The sequence below is a fragment of the Streptomyces typhae genome (genome assembly GCF_009755605.1).
GTDB classification, from domain to species: domain Bacteria; phylum Actinomycetota; class Actinomycetes; order Streptomycetales; family Streptomycetaceae; genus Streptomyces; species Streptomyces typhae.
The window spans coordinates 366,467-381,721 of record NZ_WPNZ01000002.1; the positions used below are offsets into that span (position 1 = coordinate 366,467).

14 protein-coding genes are annotated in these 15,255 nt (G+C 75.2%); 9 read left to right on the forward strand and 5 right to left on the reverse strand.

The features are described from left to right. Positions 1-28: 28 nt before the first annotated feature. Positions 29-964, reverse strand: a complete 936-nt coding sequence (locus GPA10_RS05850) for a sirohydrochlorin chelatase (protein WP_157164511.1) — start codon at positions 962-964, stop codon at positions 29-31. A 201-nt stretch (positions 965-1,165) separates the two neighbouring features. Here GPA10_RS05850 and GPA10_RS05855 point away from each other — a divergent pair, with 201 nt between their 5' ends. Beyond that, positions 1,166-3,259, forward strand: coding sequence for a molybdopterin oxidoreductase family protein (locus GPA10_RS05855; RefSeq protein WP_157164512.1), 2,094 nt, complete (start codon positions 1,166-1,168; stop codon positions 3,257-3,259). A gap of 19 nt (positions 3,260-3,278) precedes the next feature. On the opposite strand, the gene cutA is transcribed toward GPA10_RS05855, so the two are convergent. Beyond that, entirely contained in the window at positions 3,279-3,629 is a 351-nt protein-coding gene (cutA, locus tag GPA10_RS05860; protein ID WP_058845604.1) for a divalent-cation tolerance protein CutA, read from the reverse strand. A 69-nt stretch (positions 3,630-3,698) separates the two neighbouring features. Then, positions 3,699-4,340 carry an NADPH-dependent FMN reductase gene (locus GPA10_RS05865; protein WP_157164513.1) on the reverse strand — a complete coding sequence of 214 codons (642 nt, stop codon included), beginning with the start codon at positions 4,338-4,340 and terminating at the stop codon, positions 3,699-3,701. Positions 4,341-4,403: 63 nt separating this feature from the next. Between GPA10_RS05865 and soxR the strand changes: the two genes are divergently transcribed. The 4 genes from soxR to GPA10_RS05885 all read left to right on the forward strand — a co-directional run bounded on the left by soxR (position 4,404) and on the right by GPA10_RS05885 (position 7,321). After that, entirely contained in the window at positions 4,404-4,862 is a 459-nt protein-coding gene (gene soxR, locus GPA10_RS05870) for a redox-sensitive transcriptional activator SoxR (RefSeq protein WP_157164514.1), read from the forward strand. Between the two features lie 27 nt (positions 4,863-4,889). Continuing rightward, entirely contained in the window at positions 4,890-5,720 is an 831-nt protein-coding gene (locus tag GPA10_RS05875; protein WP_157164515.1) for an aminotransferase class IV, read from the forward strand. A 260-nt stretch (positions 5,721-5,980) separates the two neighbouring features. Next, positions 5,981-6,547, forward strand: a complete 567-nt coding sequence (locus tag GPA10_RS05880) for a hypothetical protein (RefSeq protein ID WP_157164516.1) — start codon at positions 5,981-5,983, stop codon at positions 6,545-6,547. Positions 6,548-6,676: 129 nt separating this feature from the next. Beyond that, positions 6,677-7,321, forward strand: coding sequence for a class F sortase (locus tag GPA10_RS05885; RefSeq protein WP_157164517.1), 645 nt, complete (start codon positions 6,677-6,679; stop codon positions 7,319-7,321). A gap of 33 nt (positions 7,322-7,354) precedes the next feature. Here the strand turns inward: GPA10_RS05885 and GPA10_RS05890 are convergent, their stop codons facing one another. Next, positions 7,355-8,137 carry a sulfite exporter TauE/SafE family protein gene (locus GPA10_RS05890; RefSeq protein WP_157164518.1) on the reverse strand — a complete coding sequence of 261 codons (783 nt, stop codon included), beginning with the start codon at positions 8,135-8,137 and terminating at the stop codon, positions 7,355-7,357. Between the two features lie 115 nt (positions 8,138-8,252). On the opposite strand from GPA10_RS05890, the gene GPA10_RS05895 reads away from it, so the two are divergent. The 3 genes from GPA10_RS05895 to nirD are packed head-to-tail and all read left to right on the forward strand — an operon-like array spanning position 8,253 to position 12,466. Beyond that, positions 8,253-9,479 (forward strand): NAD(P)/FAD-dependent oxidoreductase, encoded by a 1,227-nt coding sequence (locus GPA10_RS05895; protein WP_157164519.1) that lies wholly within the window; start codon positions 8,253-8,255, stop codon positions 9,477-9,479. 3 nt (positions 9,480-9,482) lie between these two features. Beyond that, complete coding sequence (gene nirB / locus GPA10_RS05900) at positions 9,483-12,104, forward strand: nitrite reductase large subunit NirB (RefSeq protein ID WP_157164520.1); 2,622 nt, start codon at positions 9,483-9,485, stop codon at positions 12,102-12,104. Further along, positions 12,101-12,466: a nitrite reductase small subunit NirD gene (nirD, locus tag GPA10_RS05905; RefSeq protein WP_157164521.1), complete on the forward strand. Its 366-nt coding sequence runs from the start codon at positions 12,101-12,103 to the stop codon at positions 12,464-12,466. The genes nirB and nirD overlap by 4 nt, the downstream gene beginning before the upstream one ends. An 82-nt stretch (positions 12,467-12,548) precedes the next feature. On the opposite strand, the gene GPA10_RS05910 is transcribed toward nirD, so the two are convergent. Then, positions 12,549-13,109, reverse strand: a complete 561-nt coding sequence (locus GPA10_RS05910) for a hypothetical protein (RefSeq protein WP_058845614.1) — start codon at positions 13,107-13,109, stop codon at positions 12,549-12,551. Positions 13,110-13,339: 230 nt separating this feature from the next. Between GPA10_RS05910 and GPA10_RS05915 the strand changes: the two genes are divergently transcribed. Beyond that, complete coding sequence (locus tag GPA10_RS05915) at positions 13,340-15,211, forward strand: APC family permease (protein ID WP_157164522.1); 1,872 nt, start codon at positions 13,340-13,342, stop codon at positions 15,209-15,211. Positions 15,212-15,255: the final 44 nt, after the last annotated feature.

Genomic DNA, 15,255 nt, shown 5'->3' on the forward strand with positions numbered 1-15,255 from the left:
CGCGGGGCGCGGCGCCCCGGACCCCCGTTCAGACGGACACCGGCCGGGCGGGTGCCGCCGTGACCGGTGCGGTGGTGCGGGCCTGGTCGTAGCGGTGCAGGAGCAGGGCGGCGAGGGCCGGGTGCGCGCCGAGCGGGGCGGCGGCGGGGCCCGGCGCGGCGGCGGCGGCCTGCGCGGCGAAGCGGCCGGGCGCGGTGAAGTAGGCGGCGACGGCGGGGTGCCGCACCCCGCCCGCGGCGAGGAGGCGCAGCGCGGCGGGCACCGTCGTCGGGGTGTGCTCGGTGGGCGCGGCGTACGCGGGGACGACGGGAACGCCGAGGCGGCGGGCGAGGAGGGCGGCGGCGCGGCGGGTGTCGACGGCGGCGGCCGGGTCGCGGGAGCCCGCGGCGGCGAGGACCACTCCGTGCGGGGTGCCCTCGTCCGTCGGCCAGCCCGCCTCCGTGAGGCGGGCGTGCAGGGCCTCGGTGAGGAGGGGGTGCGGGCCCAGTGGGGCGGCGACGCGCAGGGGGCGGCCGGGGCGGGTGGCCTCGGCGGCCGCTGCCGGGAGGTCGTGGCGGACGTGGTGGCCGCGGCTGAGGAGGAGGGGTACGAGGATGCCACCGCCGCCACCACCGCCACCGCCACCGCCGCCACCGCTGCCGCCGCTGCTGCCGCCACCGCTGCCGCCCTCACCGCTGCCACCGCCACCGCTGCCGCCGCCGCCGCCCTCACCGCTGCCGCCGCCACCGCTGCCGCCGCCGCCCTCACCGCTGCCGCCGCCACCGCTGCCGCGCGGCTCGGCTGTGGGCAGCGCGTGCAGCGTCTCGACGAGGCGTGGTGCGGTCAACTCGATGTGGCCGAGGCGCACGTCGAGCCCGGGGCGCAGTGCCCGTACCTCGTCGAGCAGTGCCGTCACGGTGGCGAGGGCGCGGGGGTCGCGGCTGCCGTGCGCGACCACTACGAGGGCGGGGTCCTGACAGGTCATGGACCGAGGGTCGCCGCACCGGGTTTCCGCCCTGTTGCGCCGCCGTGACGGCTCATTTCCGCCGGCTCACCGGGACGGTGGGGCGGGCGCGGCGGCGGGGCGGGGCCCTCACAGCGGGACTCCGTGCCCGCGGAGGCCCGCGTACCGCCGGTGTAACCGGCCGGGTCCGGGGGTGAAACACGCCCGCCCGAGGGTGGGGACATGCACACCTCGGCCGTCACCCCCACCCACTGCCCCTACTGCGCGCTCCAGTGCGGCATGGGCCTGACGCGCGGCCCGGCGGGGGTGGAGGTCGTGGAGCGGCCCGCGTTCCCCGTCAACGGGGGCGCGCTGTGCGGCAAGGGACGTACGGCACCGGCCGTGCTCTCGTCGCGGGTACGGCTGACCGGGCCGCTGGTGCGCTCCCCCGGCACGGGCGAGCTGGAGCCGGCCGGCTGGGACGAGGCCCTGGACCGGGTCGCCGACGGTCTCGCGCGGACCCGGGCCGCGTACGGGGCGGACGCGTGCGGGGTGTTCGGCGGGGGCGGGCTCACCAACGAGAAGGCGTACGCGCTCGGGAAGTTCGCGCGGGTCGTGCTCGGGACCTCGCAGATCGACTACAACGGCCGGTTCTGCATGTCGTCCGCGGCGGCGGCGGGAACGCGGGCCTTCGGCCTGGACCGGGGGCTGCCGTTCCCGCTCGCGGACGTGGCCCGCACGGACTGCGTGCTCCTCGTCGGCTCCAACCTCGCGGAGACGATGCCGCCCGCGCTGCGGTACCTCACCGAACTCAGGGACAACGGCGGCACCTTGGTCGTGGTCGACCCGCGGCGCACCCGTACCGCCGAACAGGCCGACCTGCACCTGGCCCCGCGCCCCGGCACCGACCTCGCGCTCGCCCTCGGCCTGCTGCACCTCGTGGTCGCCGAGGGGCGTACGGACGAGGCGTACATCGCGGAGCGCACCACCGGCTGGGAGGAGGCGCGGGCCGCCGCCATGGCGCACTGGCCCGAGTACGTGGAGCGGATCACCGGGGTGCCGGTGCCGCTGCTGCGGGCGGCGGCGCGGATGTTCTGCGCCGCCGAGCACGCCATGGTGCTCACCGCGCGCGGGCCCGAGCAGCAGGCCAAGGGCACCGACACCGTCGCCGCGTGGATCAACTTGTGCCTGGCCACGGGCCGGCCGGGGCGGCCCCTTTCCGGGTACGGGTGCCTCACCGGGCAGGGCAACGGGCAGGGCGGCCGTGAACACGGCCAGAAGGCCGACCAGTTGCCCGGCTACCGCAAGCTCACCGACCCGGCGGCCCGCGCGCACGTGGCGGCGGTGTGGGGCGTGGACCCCGAGGCGCTGCCCGGCCCCGGGCGGTCCGCGTACGAGCTGCTCGACGCGCTCGGCGGCGACGTGAGGTCGCTGCTCCTGATGGGCTCCAACCCGGTGGTGTCGGCGCCGCACGCCGCACACGTGGAGCAGCGGATCAGGTCCCTGGACTTCCTCGCCGTCGCGGACGTCGTCCTCTCCGAGACGGCGCTGCTCGCCGACGTGGTGCTGCCGGTGACGCAGTGGGCCGAGGAGACGGGCACGGTGACCAACCTGGAGGGGCGGGTGCTGCTGCGGCGGCGGGCCGTGGACCCTCCGGACGGGGTCCGCGGCGACCTCGATGTCCTGCACGGTCTGGCCGCGCGCCTCGGGCACGGGAAGGGGTTCCCCACCGACCCGCGGGAGGTGTTCGAGGAGTTGCGGCGGGCCAGCTCCGGCGGGCTCGCCGACTACGCGGGCATCTCGTACGAGCGTCTCGCGGAGGACGGCGGCGAGGGGGTGTTCTGGCCGTGCCCCGCCGTCCCCGACGGCGCGCCGGCGCACCCGGGGACGCGGCGGCTGTTCCTGGAGCGGTTCGCCACCGACGACGGGCGGGCGCGGTTCGTGCCCGTGGCGCACCGGGGCGCCGCCGAGGAACCCGACGCGGCGTACCCGGTGGTGCTGACCACCGGGCGGGTGCTCGCCCAGTACCAGTCCGGCGCGCAGACCCGGCGCGTGGACGAGCTGAACGCCGCCGCGCCCGGACCCTTCGTGGAGGTCCACCCCCGGCTCGCCGCCCGGCTGCGGGTCGCCGACGGCGACGAGGTGGCCGTGGTGTCGCGGCGCGGGCGCGTCGTCGTGCCCGCCCGTGTGACGACCGCCATCCGGCCGGACACCGTCTTCATGCCGTTCCACTGGCCGGGCGAGGGCCGGGCCAACACCCTCACGCACCCCGCGCTCGACCCCGTGTCGCGGATGCCCGAGTTCAAGGTGTGCGCGGTACGGGTGGAGCGGGCCTGAGCCAGGCCGCCGGGGCGGTTCACCCGGCCGCCGGGGCGGTCTCCGCCGCCACCCAGGACAGGTACGCCGCGCTCCCCCGCGTCACGGGCGTGGCGATGATCTCCGGGGTGTCGTAGTCGTGGGCCCGCGTCAGCCAGGACTCCAGGTCGGCGTAGCGGTGCTCGGTGGTCTTCAGGAGCACCCGCCACTCGCGGGCCGTCTCGACGGCGCCCTCCCAGCGGTACACGGAGGTCACGGGGCCGTCGATCTGCGCGCAGGCCGCGACGCGCGCCTCGACCGCGCCGCGTGCGAGGGCGTCCGCCTTCTCCGGGGTGTCGGTCGTGGTCAGGACCGTGAGGACGGTGCCGGTGCTCGGCGTCGGCTCGGTCACGGGTTCGACTTCCTCTCCTCGGGCTGCCTGCCGGGTCACTCCGCCCCGGCAGGGCAGAGGCTACCGCCGTCAACTGCCGTAGGCCCGCTTCTCCTTGGCCGACCGCAGCGCCCACGCCCACCAGTGCAGCTGGTCCAGCATGCCCTTGGCCGCGGCGTCCGCGAGTGCGGGGTCCTTGTGGTTGCCGTCGTCGTCGAAGAGGCCGCCCGCGTTGTGGAAGGAGACGGTGTCGCGGACGGTGACCATGTGCAGCTCCGCGAAGACCTGCCGCAGGTGCTCGACGGCGCGCAGGCCGCCGGAGATGCCGCCGTAGGAGACGAGGCCGACGGGCTTGGCCTCCCACTCGGCGCGGTGCCAGTCGATGACGTTCTTCAGGGACGCGGGGAAGGAGTGGTTGTACTCGGGCGTGAGCACGATGAAGGCGTCGGCGTCGGCCAGCTTCGGGGTGACCTTGGCGAGTTCGGTGACGACGTCGGCGGAGGGCCGGAAGGACAGGGAGGTCGGCAGGTCCACGTCCGCCAGGTCGACGACGTCCGCCTCGAACCCCTCGTGTTCGCGCACCCGGCGCAGCAGCCATTCGGCGACGACCGGGCCGAAGCGGCCCTCGCGGTTGCTGCCGACGATCACGGCGACCTTCACCGGGGTCGGGGGCTCGGCCTCGAACGCGGCGGCGGGGGACGGGGAGACGGTCTGAGCTGTGGTGGTGTTCATGCGGAGAGCTTCTTAGTTAAACCTTGGTTCAGGTCAAGCCGTGCCCGCGATTAATCTGGCGGCATGACGACGCATCTCTCACCGGGCGCCAAGGAAGCATCCGTCGGCGAGCTGGCCGAGCGCAGCGGAGTGGCTCCCTCCGCCCTGCGTTTCTACGAGCGCGAGGGTCTCATAAGCAGCCGCCGCACCAGCGGCAACCAGCGCCGCTACAGCCGTGACACGCTGCGCCGCGTCGCCTTCATCCGCACCTCGCAGCGGCTCGGCATACCGCTCGCCACGATCCGCGACGTGCTGGGGCTGCTGCCCGACGACCGCACGCCGACGCGCGAGGACTGGGCCCGTATCTCGGAGTGCTGGCGCGCGGACCTGGACCAGCGCATCCGCACCCTGGAGCGGCTGCGCGACAATCTCTCGGACTGCATCGGCTGCGGCTGCCTCTCCCTCGACCGGTGCGCCCTGTCGAACCCGTGGGACGAGCTGGCCGCGCACGGCCCGGGGCCGCGGCGCCTCCTGGAGGACTGAGAGGACCCCGCTCGTACGGTGGGGTCCATGACGACACCATCAACCCCCACGGACGTCCTCCGACTTGAGGTCGACGGCCTGCCCGGCACCGTCGAGTCCCTGCGGGCACGCGCCCTGGACAGCTTCGGGCACTTCACCGCGATGCAGGTCAGAGGGGGCGGGGTGCGCGGCCTCGACCTGCATCTGCGGCGCCTGGACGCCGCCACGCGCGAGCTCTTCGGCCAAGGGCTCGACGGCGCGGAGGTCCGTGACCTCGTCCGGCACGCGCTCACCGGCGACGGCGGCACGGGCGCCACCGGGGTGATCGCCGACGCCTCGGTCCGCGTGTACGTGCACGCCCCCGGCGGCACCCCGTCCCTGATGGTCACCGTGCGGCCGCCCACCGAGCTGCCCGCCGCCATGGCCGCGCGGGCGCGGTCCCTGAAGTCCGTGCCGTACGTCCGGCCGGTCGCGCACGTCAAGCACCTCGGCGGCTTCGCACAGGCCTACCACGGGCGCGAGGCGCGCCGCGCGGGCTACGACGAGGCGCTGCTCACCGGCCCGGACGGGGCGATCAGCGAGGGCGCGATCACGAACGTGGCCTTCTGGGACGGGCACGAGGTGGTGTGGCCGGACGGCCCGCACCTGGCGGGCATCACCCTTCAGCTCCTGCGGGCCCGCCTCGCCGACGCGGGCCTGCCCACCCGCCTCGGGCCGGTGCGGCTGCGGGACCTGCCCGCGTACCGGGCCGTCCTCGTCGTGAACTCGTGGGGCGTCAGTCCGGGGCGGCGCGTCGACGACCTGGACTTTCCCGTCGACGAGAAGCTGATGACGGCCGTGTCGGAGGTGTACGAGGCCGTCCCGTGGGACGCGCTCTGAGCGGGCGGCGGCCACGGGGCGCGCGGCCGGGCGGGCAGCGGGGCGGGCAGAGGCGCCGGGTCACCCATTCACAGCCGCCGCGCGGCGGCTTCGGCCACAGGTCCCCGACACCCGGGGTGACCTGCTGGAACGTCCTCGCCGATGCGTCCGGACGCGCGTTCTCACAGGGCTTCTGACGACTCCTCAGCAGGCGTGCCGCGCCGAGTGCCCGTTACCTCGGAGGTGCGTCCCGCACGAAGGCATCGACAGGAGCCCTCCCCATGCGCACTGCCCGCCCGCCGGCGATCTCCGCCGCGCTCGCCGTCGCCTCGGCCGCCGTCCTGAGCGCCGGGGTCTTCGTCGCTCCCGCGGCCGCGGCGCCCGCAGACGGCCTGGAGGTGGCCCCGGCCACCGTCACGCCCGGCACCAGCGTCACGGTGCACACCGCCGCGTGCGACGGGGGCGGCGGCGCCACCGGGGACGCGAGCGCGGTCGGCGCGGGCACCTTCGCGCTGGCCCCCGGCAAGGGCGACCGGGCGCTGTCCGGGCGGTTCGAGGTGCCTCCGTCGGCGCAGCCCGGCACCTACGAGATCGTCGCCCGCTGCACGGGCTCCGGTGGCCGCCAGGTGGCCGGTGACCTGTCGGTGACGCTGACGTCCACGGCGTCCGCCCGCGCGGAGCAGCCCGTGCCCGTACCGGTGCACCCGAAGGGACATGTGAAGACGGGGGTCGGCGGCGCCCTTGGCCCCGATCCCGTGAAGACCGCGGCCGGTGTGGGCGTCCTCGCCGTCGCCGCCGCGGGCGGTACCTGGCTCCTGCATCGCCGGGCGAGAGGCGACAGGATCTGACGGGCCCCCTCCGCGGCCCGCGGGTACCGCCGCTCCCCTCCCCCTCTCCCGGCCGTCCGTCCCTGGCGGCCCCGGGAGGGGGAGGCACCCCCCACTCCCCTTCCGACGATCGATCCCGGGTGGTGAACCATGCGCCGGACTGAGCGGCCAGGCAGATTCGGCAACTCCCTGATAGCGGCGGCCACCGTACTCGCCCTCGGCAGCGGCGGTTGGCTGGTGTACGAGGGCGCGGCGTCCCATCCGCCGCCGCAGCCGTCCGCGGCACAGGCCGCCGTGGCGGGCACCGACCCGGTGGGCCCCGGGGCCGCGGCCCCGCTCCCGCCCTCGCCACCCGACCGGATCCGCATCCCTGCGATCGACGTGGACGCCCCGATGACGGGCCTCGGCCTGACCCGCCAGGGCAGCCTCGACGTGCCGCCGCCGCGCCACAAGAACCTCGCGGGGTGGTACGAGGCGGGCACCATGCCCGGCGAGCGCGGCACGGCCGTCGTGGCCGGGCACGTCGACAACGCGGAGGGCCCGGCCGTCTTCTACCGGCTGGGGGCGCTCACCAAGGGCCGCGTCATCGAGGTCGAGCGGCGCGACGGCGGCGTGGCGCTGTTCGCGGTCGACGCCGTCGAGGTTTACGACGCGAAGGACTTCCCCGACGAGAAGGTGTACGGTGCCGCGTCCCGCCCGGAGCTGCGCGTCATCACCTGCGGCGGCGCGTACTCCAGGCAGACCGGCTACCAGGGCAACGTGGTGGTCTTCGCCCACCTCACGGGCGTCCGCTGAGCCCCTGGCGGCGTCGGCGGACGGCTGCGCCCCCTACGCCACCCACTGCTCGTAGGCCATCTTCGCCACGAGGCCGACCACCGTCGTCAGGAGCACGACCCGTACGAAGCCACTGCCCTTCTTCAGGGCGGTGCGGGCGCCGAGGGTGCCGCCCACCAGGTTGAACAGGGCGAGGAGGAGGGCGAGGCGCCAGAGCACGGCGCCCTGCCAGGCGAACATCGCGAGGGCACCGGCGTTGGTGCAGCAGTTGACGATCTTCGCGTTGGCGGAGGCCCGGACCAGGTCGAGCCGGAGGACGGCGGTCAGCGCGAGCACGAGGAAGGTGCCGGTGCCGGGGCCGATGAGGCCGTCGTAGAAGCCGATGCCCACGCCCGCGACGCCGATCGCGGCGAGGACGCGGCCGGGCGGCAGCGGGCCGGTGGCGGGGGCCGTGCCGAAGTCGGGCCGGAAGATCACGAAGGTGCCGACGCCGACCAGGACGGCCATGATGACGGGCTTGAGCACCTCGGTGCTCATGCCGGCCGCGAAGAACGCGCCGCCCATCGACCCGGCGAGCGCCGCCAGGCCGATCCGGACGGCCGTGGCCACGTCTATGGGGGTCTTGCGCACGTACGTCACGGCGGCACCGGTCGTGCCGACGATCGCCACCGCCTTGTTGGTGCCGAGCGCGGTCGCCGCGGGGGTCGTCCCCGGCAGACCGAGCAGCAGCGCGGGCAGCAGCAGGAGCCCGCCGCCGCCCACCACCGCGTCGATCCACCCCGCCGCGAGCGCGGCCAGGCACAGGACGACCACCGTGGTCATGGATATGTCAGCCATGATCGCGACCTTAGCGGGCCCCTCACACCGTGTACCGGGCCCCGCTGAGCCCACCGTTCCGCGAGGGAAACAGCCCAGCCCCCGCGGGGAAACCTGCGCCCCGCACGCTGCGGGTATGACCAACAGGACCCCCCGCCACCGCACCGTGGTGCTGGGCGCCGGCCTGGCCGGAGCCCACCTCGCCGCCCGCCTGGGCCCCGACGCCCTCCTGATCGGCGAGGAGCCCCACCCCCCGTACAACAGGGTCCTGCTCACCGATGTCCTCGCAGGCCGCTACGGCCCCGAGGTGATCGCCCTGCCACGCCCGGCACGGGGGAACCACCTGCGCGCCCGCGTCGTCCGCCTCGACCTCGCCGACCGCGTGCTGCTGTGCGAGGACGGCGCCCGCGTCCCGTACGGCACGCTCGTCCTCGCGACCGGCGCGGGCCCGGTGCTCCCGCCGCTGCGCGGCCTGTTCGCGCCGGGCGCCCGGGACCTGCCGGGCGCGGTGCACGCGTTCCGCACGATGGCGGACTGTCTGGCCCTGTCGGCGGCCGCGCGGCCCGGCACCCGCGCGGTCGTCGTCGGCGGCGGACTGCTCGGCGTGTGCGCGGCACGGGCGCTGGCGGACCGGGGCGCCCAGGTGGTCCTGGCACAGCAGGGCGAGCGGCTCATGGAGCGTCAGCTCGACCCGGACGCCTCGGACCTGGTGCGCGCGCACCTGACCGCGCTCGGCGTGGAGGTGCACACCGAGTGCCGGGTGCGCGGGGTGCGGCAGCGCGACGGGGCGGTGCGGACGGTGGAGCTGGCGGACGGCTTTGCGCTCGACACCGATCTGACGGTCCTCGCGTGCGGGGTCAGGCCCCGGACGGGGCTCGCGCGCGCCGCGGGCCTGACCGTCCGGCGGGGCGTCGTCGTCGACGACCGGCTGCGCACCAGCGCCCCGCACGTGTACGCCGTCGGGGACTGCGCGGAGCACGCGGGCCTGACCCACTGCCTGGCCGCGCCCGCCCTCGACCAGGCCGACGCCCTCGCCGCCGCCCTGACGTCCCCTAAGACCGCCCGCCCCTACTCCGGCACCCGCTCCCTGACCCGCCTCACGCTGCCGCACGGCGAACACCCCCTTGACCTCGCGGCGTTCGGCGACCCCGAGACCCGGCCCGACGACGACGTCGTGCGCCTCAGCGACGCGACCCGCTCCACGTACCGCAAGGTCGTGGTCCGCGACGACCGCCTCGTCGGCGGGGTGCTCCTCGGCGAACTCGCGGCCGTGGGCGCGCTCGCCCGCGCCTGGGAGTCCGACGAGCCCCTGCCCGGCGACGGCCCGCTGCTGCACCTGCTCACTCACGACGGAGGCATCTGACCCATGGACCCTGCGCGCTCACTACTTCCCCCGCTGAGTAGAACGCTCGTCCTAGTCGGCCACGGCATGGTCGGTCAGCGCTTCCTCGAGGCCTTGGCCGAGCGCGGCACGACCGCGACGCACCGCGTGGTCGTGTTCGCCGAGGAACCGCGCCCCGCCTACGACCGCGTACAGCTCACCTCGTACTTCTCCGGCCGCACCCCGGACGAGCTCTCCGTCACGGACACCGGTTTCCTGGCGGAGCACGGCATCGAGCTGCACCTGGCCGACCCCGTCGAGCACATCGACCGAAAGGCGCGCACCGTCACCTCGCGCGCCGGGCGCACCCTCACGTACGACACCCTGGTGCTCGCGACCGGCTCCGCCCCGTTCGTGCCGCCGGTGCCGGGCAGGGACGCGCCCGGGTGCTTCGTGTACCGCACCGTCGAGGACGTCCTGGCGATCGAGGCGTACGCCCGTGCCGGCGCCACGACGGGTGCAGTGGTCGGCGGCGGGCTGCTCGGCCTGGAGGCGGCGGGCGCGCTCCAGGGGCTCGGCCTCGGCACGCACGTGGTGGAGTTCGCGCCGCGCCTGATGCCCGCGCAGGTCGACGAGGGCGGCGGTGCCGCGCTGCTGCGCACGCTGACCGGCCGCGGCCTCACGGTGCACACGGGCACCGGAACGCAGGAGATCCTCACCGACGGCGCCGACAACACCGGTGGCACCGGCGCGGTGCGCGGCATGCGGCTCTCCGACGGCACCGAGCTGGACGTGGACCTCGTCGTGTTCTCGGCGGGCGTGCGGGCCCGCGACCAGCTGGCCCGGGAGTGCGGTCTCGCGGTGGGCGAGCGCGGCGGCGTCGTCGTCGACGAGCGCTGCCGCACCGGCGACCCGCGCGTGTACGCGATCGGCGAGTGCGCGCAGGCCGCCGATGGCCGGGTGTACGGCCTGGTCGCCCCCGGCTACGAGATGGCGCAGACCGCGGCGGCCGCCATCGCCGCACACGACGCGACCGCCGCCTCCACCACGGTCTTCACGGGCGCCGACACGTCCACCAAGCTGAAGCTGCTCGGCGTCGACGTCGCGTCGTTCGGCGACGCGCACGGCGCGGCCGAGGGCTGCCTCGACGTCGCGTACGCCGACTCGCGCTCCGGCACGTACAAGAAACTGGTGGTGGACGCCGACGGCACACTGCTCGGCGGGGTGCTCGTGGGCGACACGGAGGCATACGGGACGCTGCGCGCGCTCACCGGATCGGTGCCGCCGACACCGGCGGAGCAGCTCGTGCTGCCCGCGGGCGCGGGCGCCGCCCCCGCGCTCGGCCCCGAGGCGCTGCCGGGCGACGCGGTGGTGTGCAACTGCCACAACGTCACCAAGGACGCCGTCCAGGCCTGCGCGACGCTGACCGAGGTCAAGAAGTGCACCAAGGCCGGTACCGGCTGCGGGAGTTGCGTGAGGCTCATCGGGCAGCTCCTGCCGGAGTCCGGCGACACGGGCCTGTGCGGCTGCTTCCCGCAGACCCGTCAGGAGCTGTACGAGATCGTGCGCACCCTGCGCATCGCCTCCTACCGGGAGCTGCTCGACCGGCACGGCCGGGAAGGGGCGCGCGGCGGCGAGGGCTGCGAGACCTGCAAGCCCGCCGTCGCCTCCGTCATCGCCTCGCTGGCGTCCGCGATCGGCGCCGACGGCTATGTCCTGGACGGCGAGCAGGCCGCGCTCCAGGACACCAACGACCACTTCCTCGCCAACCTCCAGAAGAACGGCTCCTACTCGGTGGTGCCGCGCATCCCCGGCGGCGAGATCACCCCGGACAAGCTCATCGTGATCGGCGAGGTGGCCCGCGAGTTCGGGCTCTACACGAAGATCACCGGCGGCCAGCGCATCGACCTCTTCGGCGCCCGCGTCGAACAGCTCCCCCGGATCTGGGCCCGCCTGGTGGCCGCCGGCTTCGAGTCCGGGCACGCCTACGGCAAGGCGCTGCGCACCGTGAAGTCGTGCGTGGGGCGGACCTGGTGCCGGTACGGCGTGCAGGACTCGGTGCGCATGGCCATCGACCTGGAGCTGCGCTACCGGGGGCTGCGCGCCCCGCACAAGCTGAAGTCGGCGGTGTCGGGGTGCGCCCGCGAGTGCGCGGAGGCCCGGTCCAAGGACTTCGGCGTGATCGCCACCGCCGGCGGCTGGAACCTGTACGTGGGCGGCAACGGCGGCGCGGCCCCGCGCCACGCGGACCTCCTCGCCCAGGACCTGGACGACGCAGGTCTCGTACGGCTCGTCGACCGGTTCCTGATGTTCTACATCCGTACCGCGGACCGCCTGGAGCGCACCTCGGCCTGGCTGGAGCGGATCGACGGCGGCCTCGACCACGTACGGGACGTGGTGGTGCACGACTCGCTGGGGCTCTGCGCCGAGTTGGAGGCCCTGATGGCGGACCACGTCACGCACTACCGCGACGAGTGGGCCGAGACCCTCGCCGACCCCGAACGCCTCGCCCGGTTCGTGTCGTTCGTGAACGCCCCCGAGGCCCCGGACCCGCTGGTGGCGTTCGTCCCCGAGCGCGGCCAGATCAAGCCCGACCTGCCGCTGCTGACCCTGCGTCCGCCCGCGCCCGCGCCGACGCCCGCCCTGGAAGGTGCCACCTCCCGATGACCACCGCGACGACCACCGCTCCGCCCCCGTACGCCAGCGTCCAGCTCCGCCTGGACGATTCCTGGCTGACGGTGTGCGCCTGCGACCGCCTCACCCCCGGCCGCGGCGTGGCCGTGCTGCTCCCCGACGGGCGGCGGCAGGCGGCCCTGTTCCTCGACCGGGACCGGCGGCTCTACGCCATCGACAACCGCGACCCCTTCTCCGGTGCCGCCGTGCTCGCCCGCGGCCTCGTCGGCTCGGCGGACGGCCGCCCGTTCGTCGCCTCGCCCCTGCTGAAGCAGCGCTTCGACCTGGCGTCGGGCCGGTGCCTCGACGACGACGCCGCCGGGGTGGGGGTGTACGAGGTACGGGTCCTGGCCTGACCGGGGGCGTACGCCCTGCCGCACGACCGGCCCCCGGTTCCCCGGCCGGGGTGCGCCCGTGCCGTCGCCGCGGACCGGCGGGCTACCTCAGCCCCGACGCCTCGAACACCCCCTTGGCCTGTCTGCGCTCCAGGCGCGTGAGCAGCCGCCCCAGTTCCACCGACCCCGACCGCAGCAGCCCCGCGGCCCGGGATCTTCGGGCGCCGACGTCCAGGCGGTGCAGCAGGAGCGGGTTCGCGGCGAGGACCTTCGGGTCGAACTCGACGCGGTTGCCGAGCGAGTCGCACAGCACGAGCCGCGCCGCGACGGTCTCACTGACCCGTACCGCGGTGAGCAGGCCGGTGCAGACGTGGCGGCTGCGCAGCGGACCGCGCACGGCGAGCCAGCCGGGGCCCGCCGTCACCCGCACCGGGTAGAGGATCACGTAGAGGAGCCCGGCGAGGCCCGCCCACAGGCCGGCCCGCGCACCGCTCAGGGTGCCCGCGCCGAAGTCGACCAGCAGGATGAGGGCGAACAGCGCGCACGAACAGAAGGCCGCCGCGCGCAGGTCGGCCGCCCAGCTCCGGTCGGTCAGCACGGCGTCCGCGTCCGGCACCGCCCGCGCGTCGGGGTGCGCGCCCCGAGTCGTCCAGTCATGTCCCATGTGCGGCACCGTAGGCCGGGTCGGGCCCGCCGTCTGCGGCGTTGACGTGCCACATACAGACCCATGCCACACCTTTACGCGCAGTTGACGCTCCCCCTCAACGAGGCGTCAAGAGGTGGCCCGGCCCCGTCAAGGAGTCGCCAAGGGGTGCCGCTGCGCCTTCCGCGGGCGCCGACGCTGGACCGGCCCGGGGCACGACCGCACCGGCCGACCAGGAGGAAAGGCCAAGCATGACGACCGTTTCCCGGCAGCCGGGCGCCCCCGCGCCGGTGGCGCCTTCCGGTTCCGGTACCAGTACCGGCAGCGGCGCCCCCGACCCGGGCGAGCGGCACCGCCTCACCGCGCTGCAAGGGCTCGCCGCCCTGTCCCTCGACGCGATGGCGTCCGTCGCGTACGGACCCGAGGCCATCGTGCTCGTCCTGGCGACGGCCGGCGGGCACGGCCTCGGCTTCACCCTGCCGGTGACCCTCGCGATCGCCGCCCTGCTCGCCGTGCTCGTGGCCTCCTACCGCCAGGTCGTCGCGGCCTTCCCCGACGGCGGGGGCAGCTATGCGGCGGCCAAGACCCATCTGGGGCGGCGCGCGGGGCTCGTCGCGGCCGCGTCCCTCGTCCTGGACTACGTCCTGAACGTCGCCGTCGCCGTGACCGCGGGGGTCGCCGCCCTCACCTCCGCCTTCCCCGGGCTGTACGGGGACAGGCTGTGGCTGTGCCTGGCCGTCCTCGTCGTCGTCACGGGCGTCAACCTGCGCGGCATCGTCGACTCGGCGCGGGTGTTCATCGTCCCGACCGCGGTGTTCGTCGGCGCGATCCTCACCCTCGTCGCCGTCGGTCTCTTCCGCGGGGCGCCGGTCTCCACCGAGGCGTCGGCGGGCCATGCCTCCGTGCTCGCCGACAACGCCTCCACGGTCGGGGCGCTGCTTCTGCTCAAGGCCTTCGCGTCCGGCTGCTCGGCGCTCACCGGCGTGGAGGCGATCGCCAACGCGGTGCCGTCCTTCCGAGCCCCGCGCGTCAAGCGCGCCCAGCACGCGGAGGTGGCGCTCGGCGCGCTGCTCGGCGTGATGCTGATCGGCCTGTCCGTCCTCATCTCCCGCTTCGGCCTGCAACCGGTCGCGGGCGTCACCGTGCTCGCCCAGCTCACGGACGCCTCCCTCGGCCACTCCTGGCCCTTCTACGTCGTGCAGTTCGCGACGATGATCCTGCTCGCGCTGTCCGCGAACACCTCCTTCGGCGGCCTTCCCGTCCTGATGAGCCTGCTGGCCAGGGACAACTGTCTGCCGCACGTGTTCGCCCTGAAGGCCGACCGGCAGGTGCACCGGCACGGTGTGCTCGCCCTCGCCGTCGCGGGCGCGGCCCTGCTCGTCTTCTCCGGCGGCGACACCAACACCCTCGTGCCGCTGTTCGCGATCGGCGTGTTCGTCGGCTTCACGCTCTGCCAGACCGGCATGGTCGTGCACTGGCGCGCGGCGGGCCGCCCGGCGAATGCGCTCCTGAACGGCTTCGGCGCGGTCCTCACCGGGGTCGCCGCCGTCGTCGTGACCGCCACGAAGTTCACCGAGGGCGCCTGGCTGATCGTGCTCGCGCTGCCCGCGATCGTCGTCGCCTTCGAGGTGGTGCACCGCGCCTACGGCCGCATCGGCGAGAACCTCGGCCTCGGCCGCGTGCCCGAGCCGCCGCACCGCGACCACTCCCTTGTGATCGTGCCGGTCTCCCATCTCTCCCGGCTGACCTGCGAGGCCCTCAACGCGGCGGTGTCCCTCGGCGACGAGGTGCGGGCCGTGACGGTGTCCCACGACGACCCCGAGGACCGGCGCGCCACCGAGGAACTGCGCCGCGACTGGGAACTGTGGAACCCCGGCGTGGACCTCGTGGAGCTGATGTCCCCCACCCGTACGGTGGGCCGCCCCGTCGCCGCGTACGTGCGGCGGGTGTACCGCTACCACCCCGGTACCCGGGTCACCGTGCTGATCCCCGAGGTGGAGCCCGCGCACGTGTGGGAGCGGCTGCTGCAGAACCAGCGCGGGGCGGTGCTTGCGCGCGCGGTGCGGCGGGAGACGGATGCGGTCATCTGTCGGCTGCGGTTCCGGGTGGGCGCCCGGCGGTGACGGCTGCCCGCCGTGGGGGTCCGGCGTTCTCGCCGTCTGCGGGT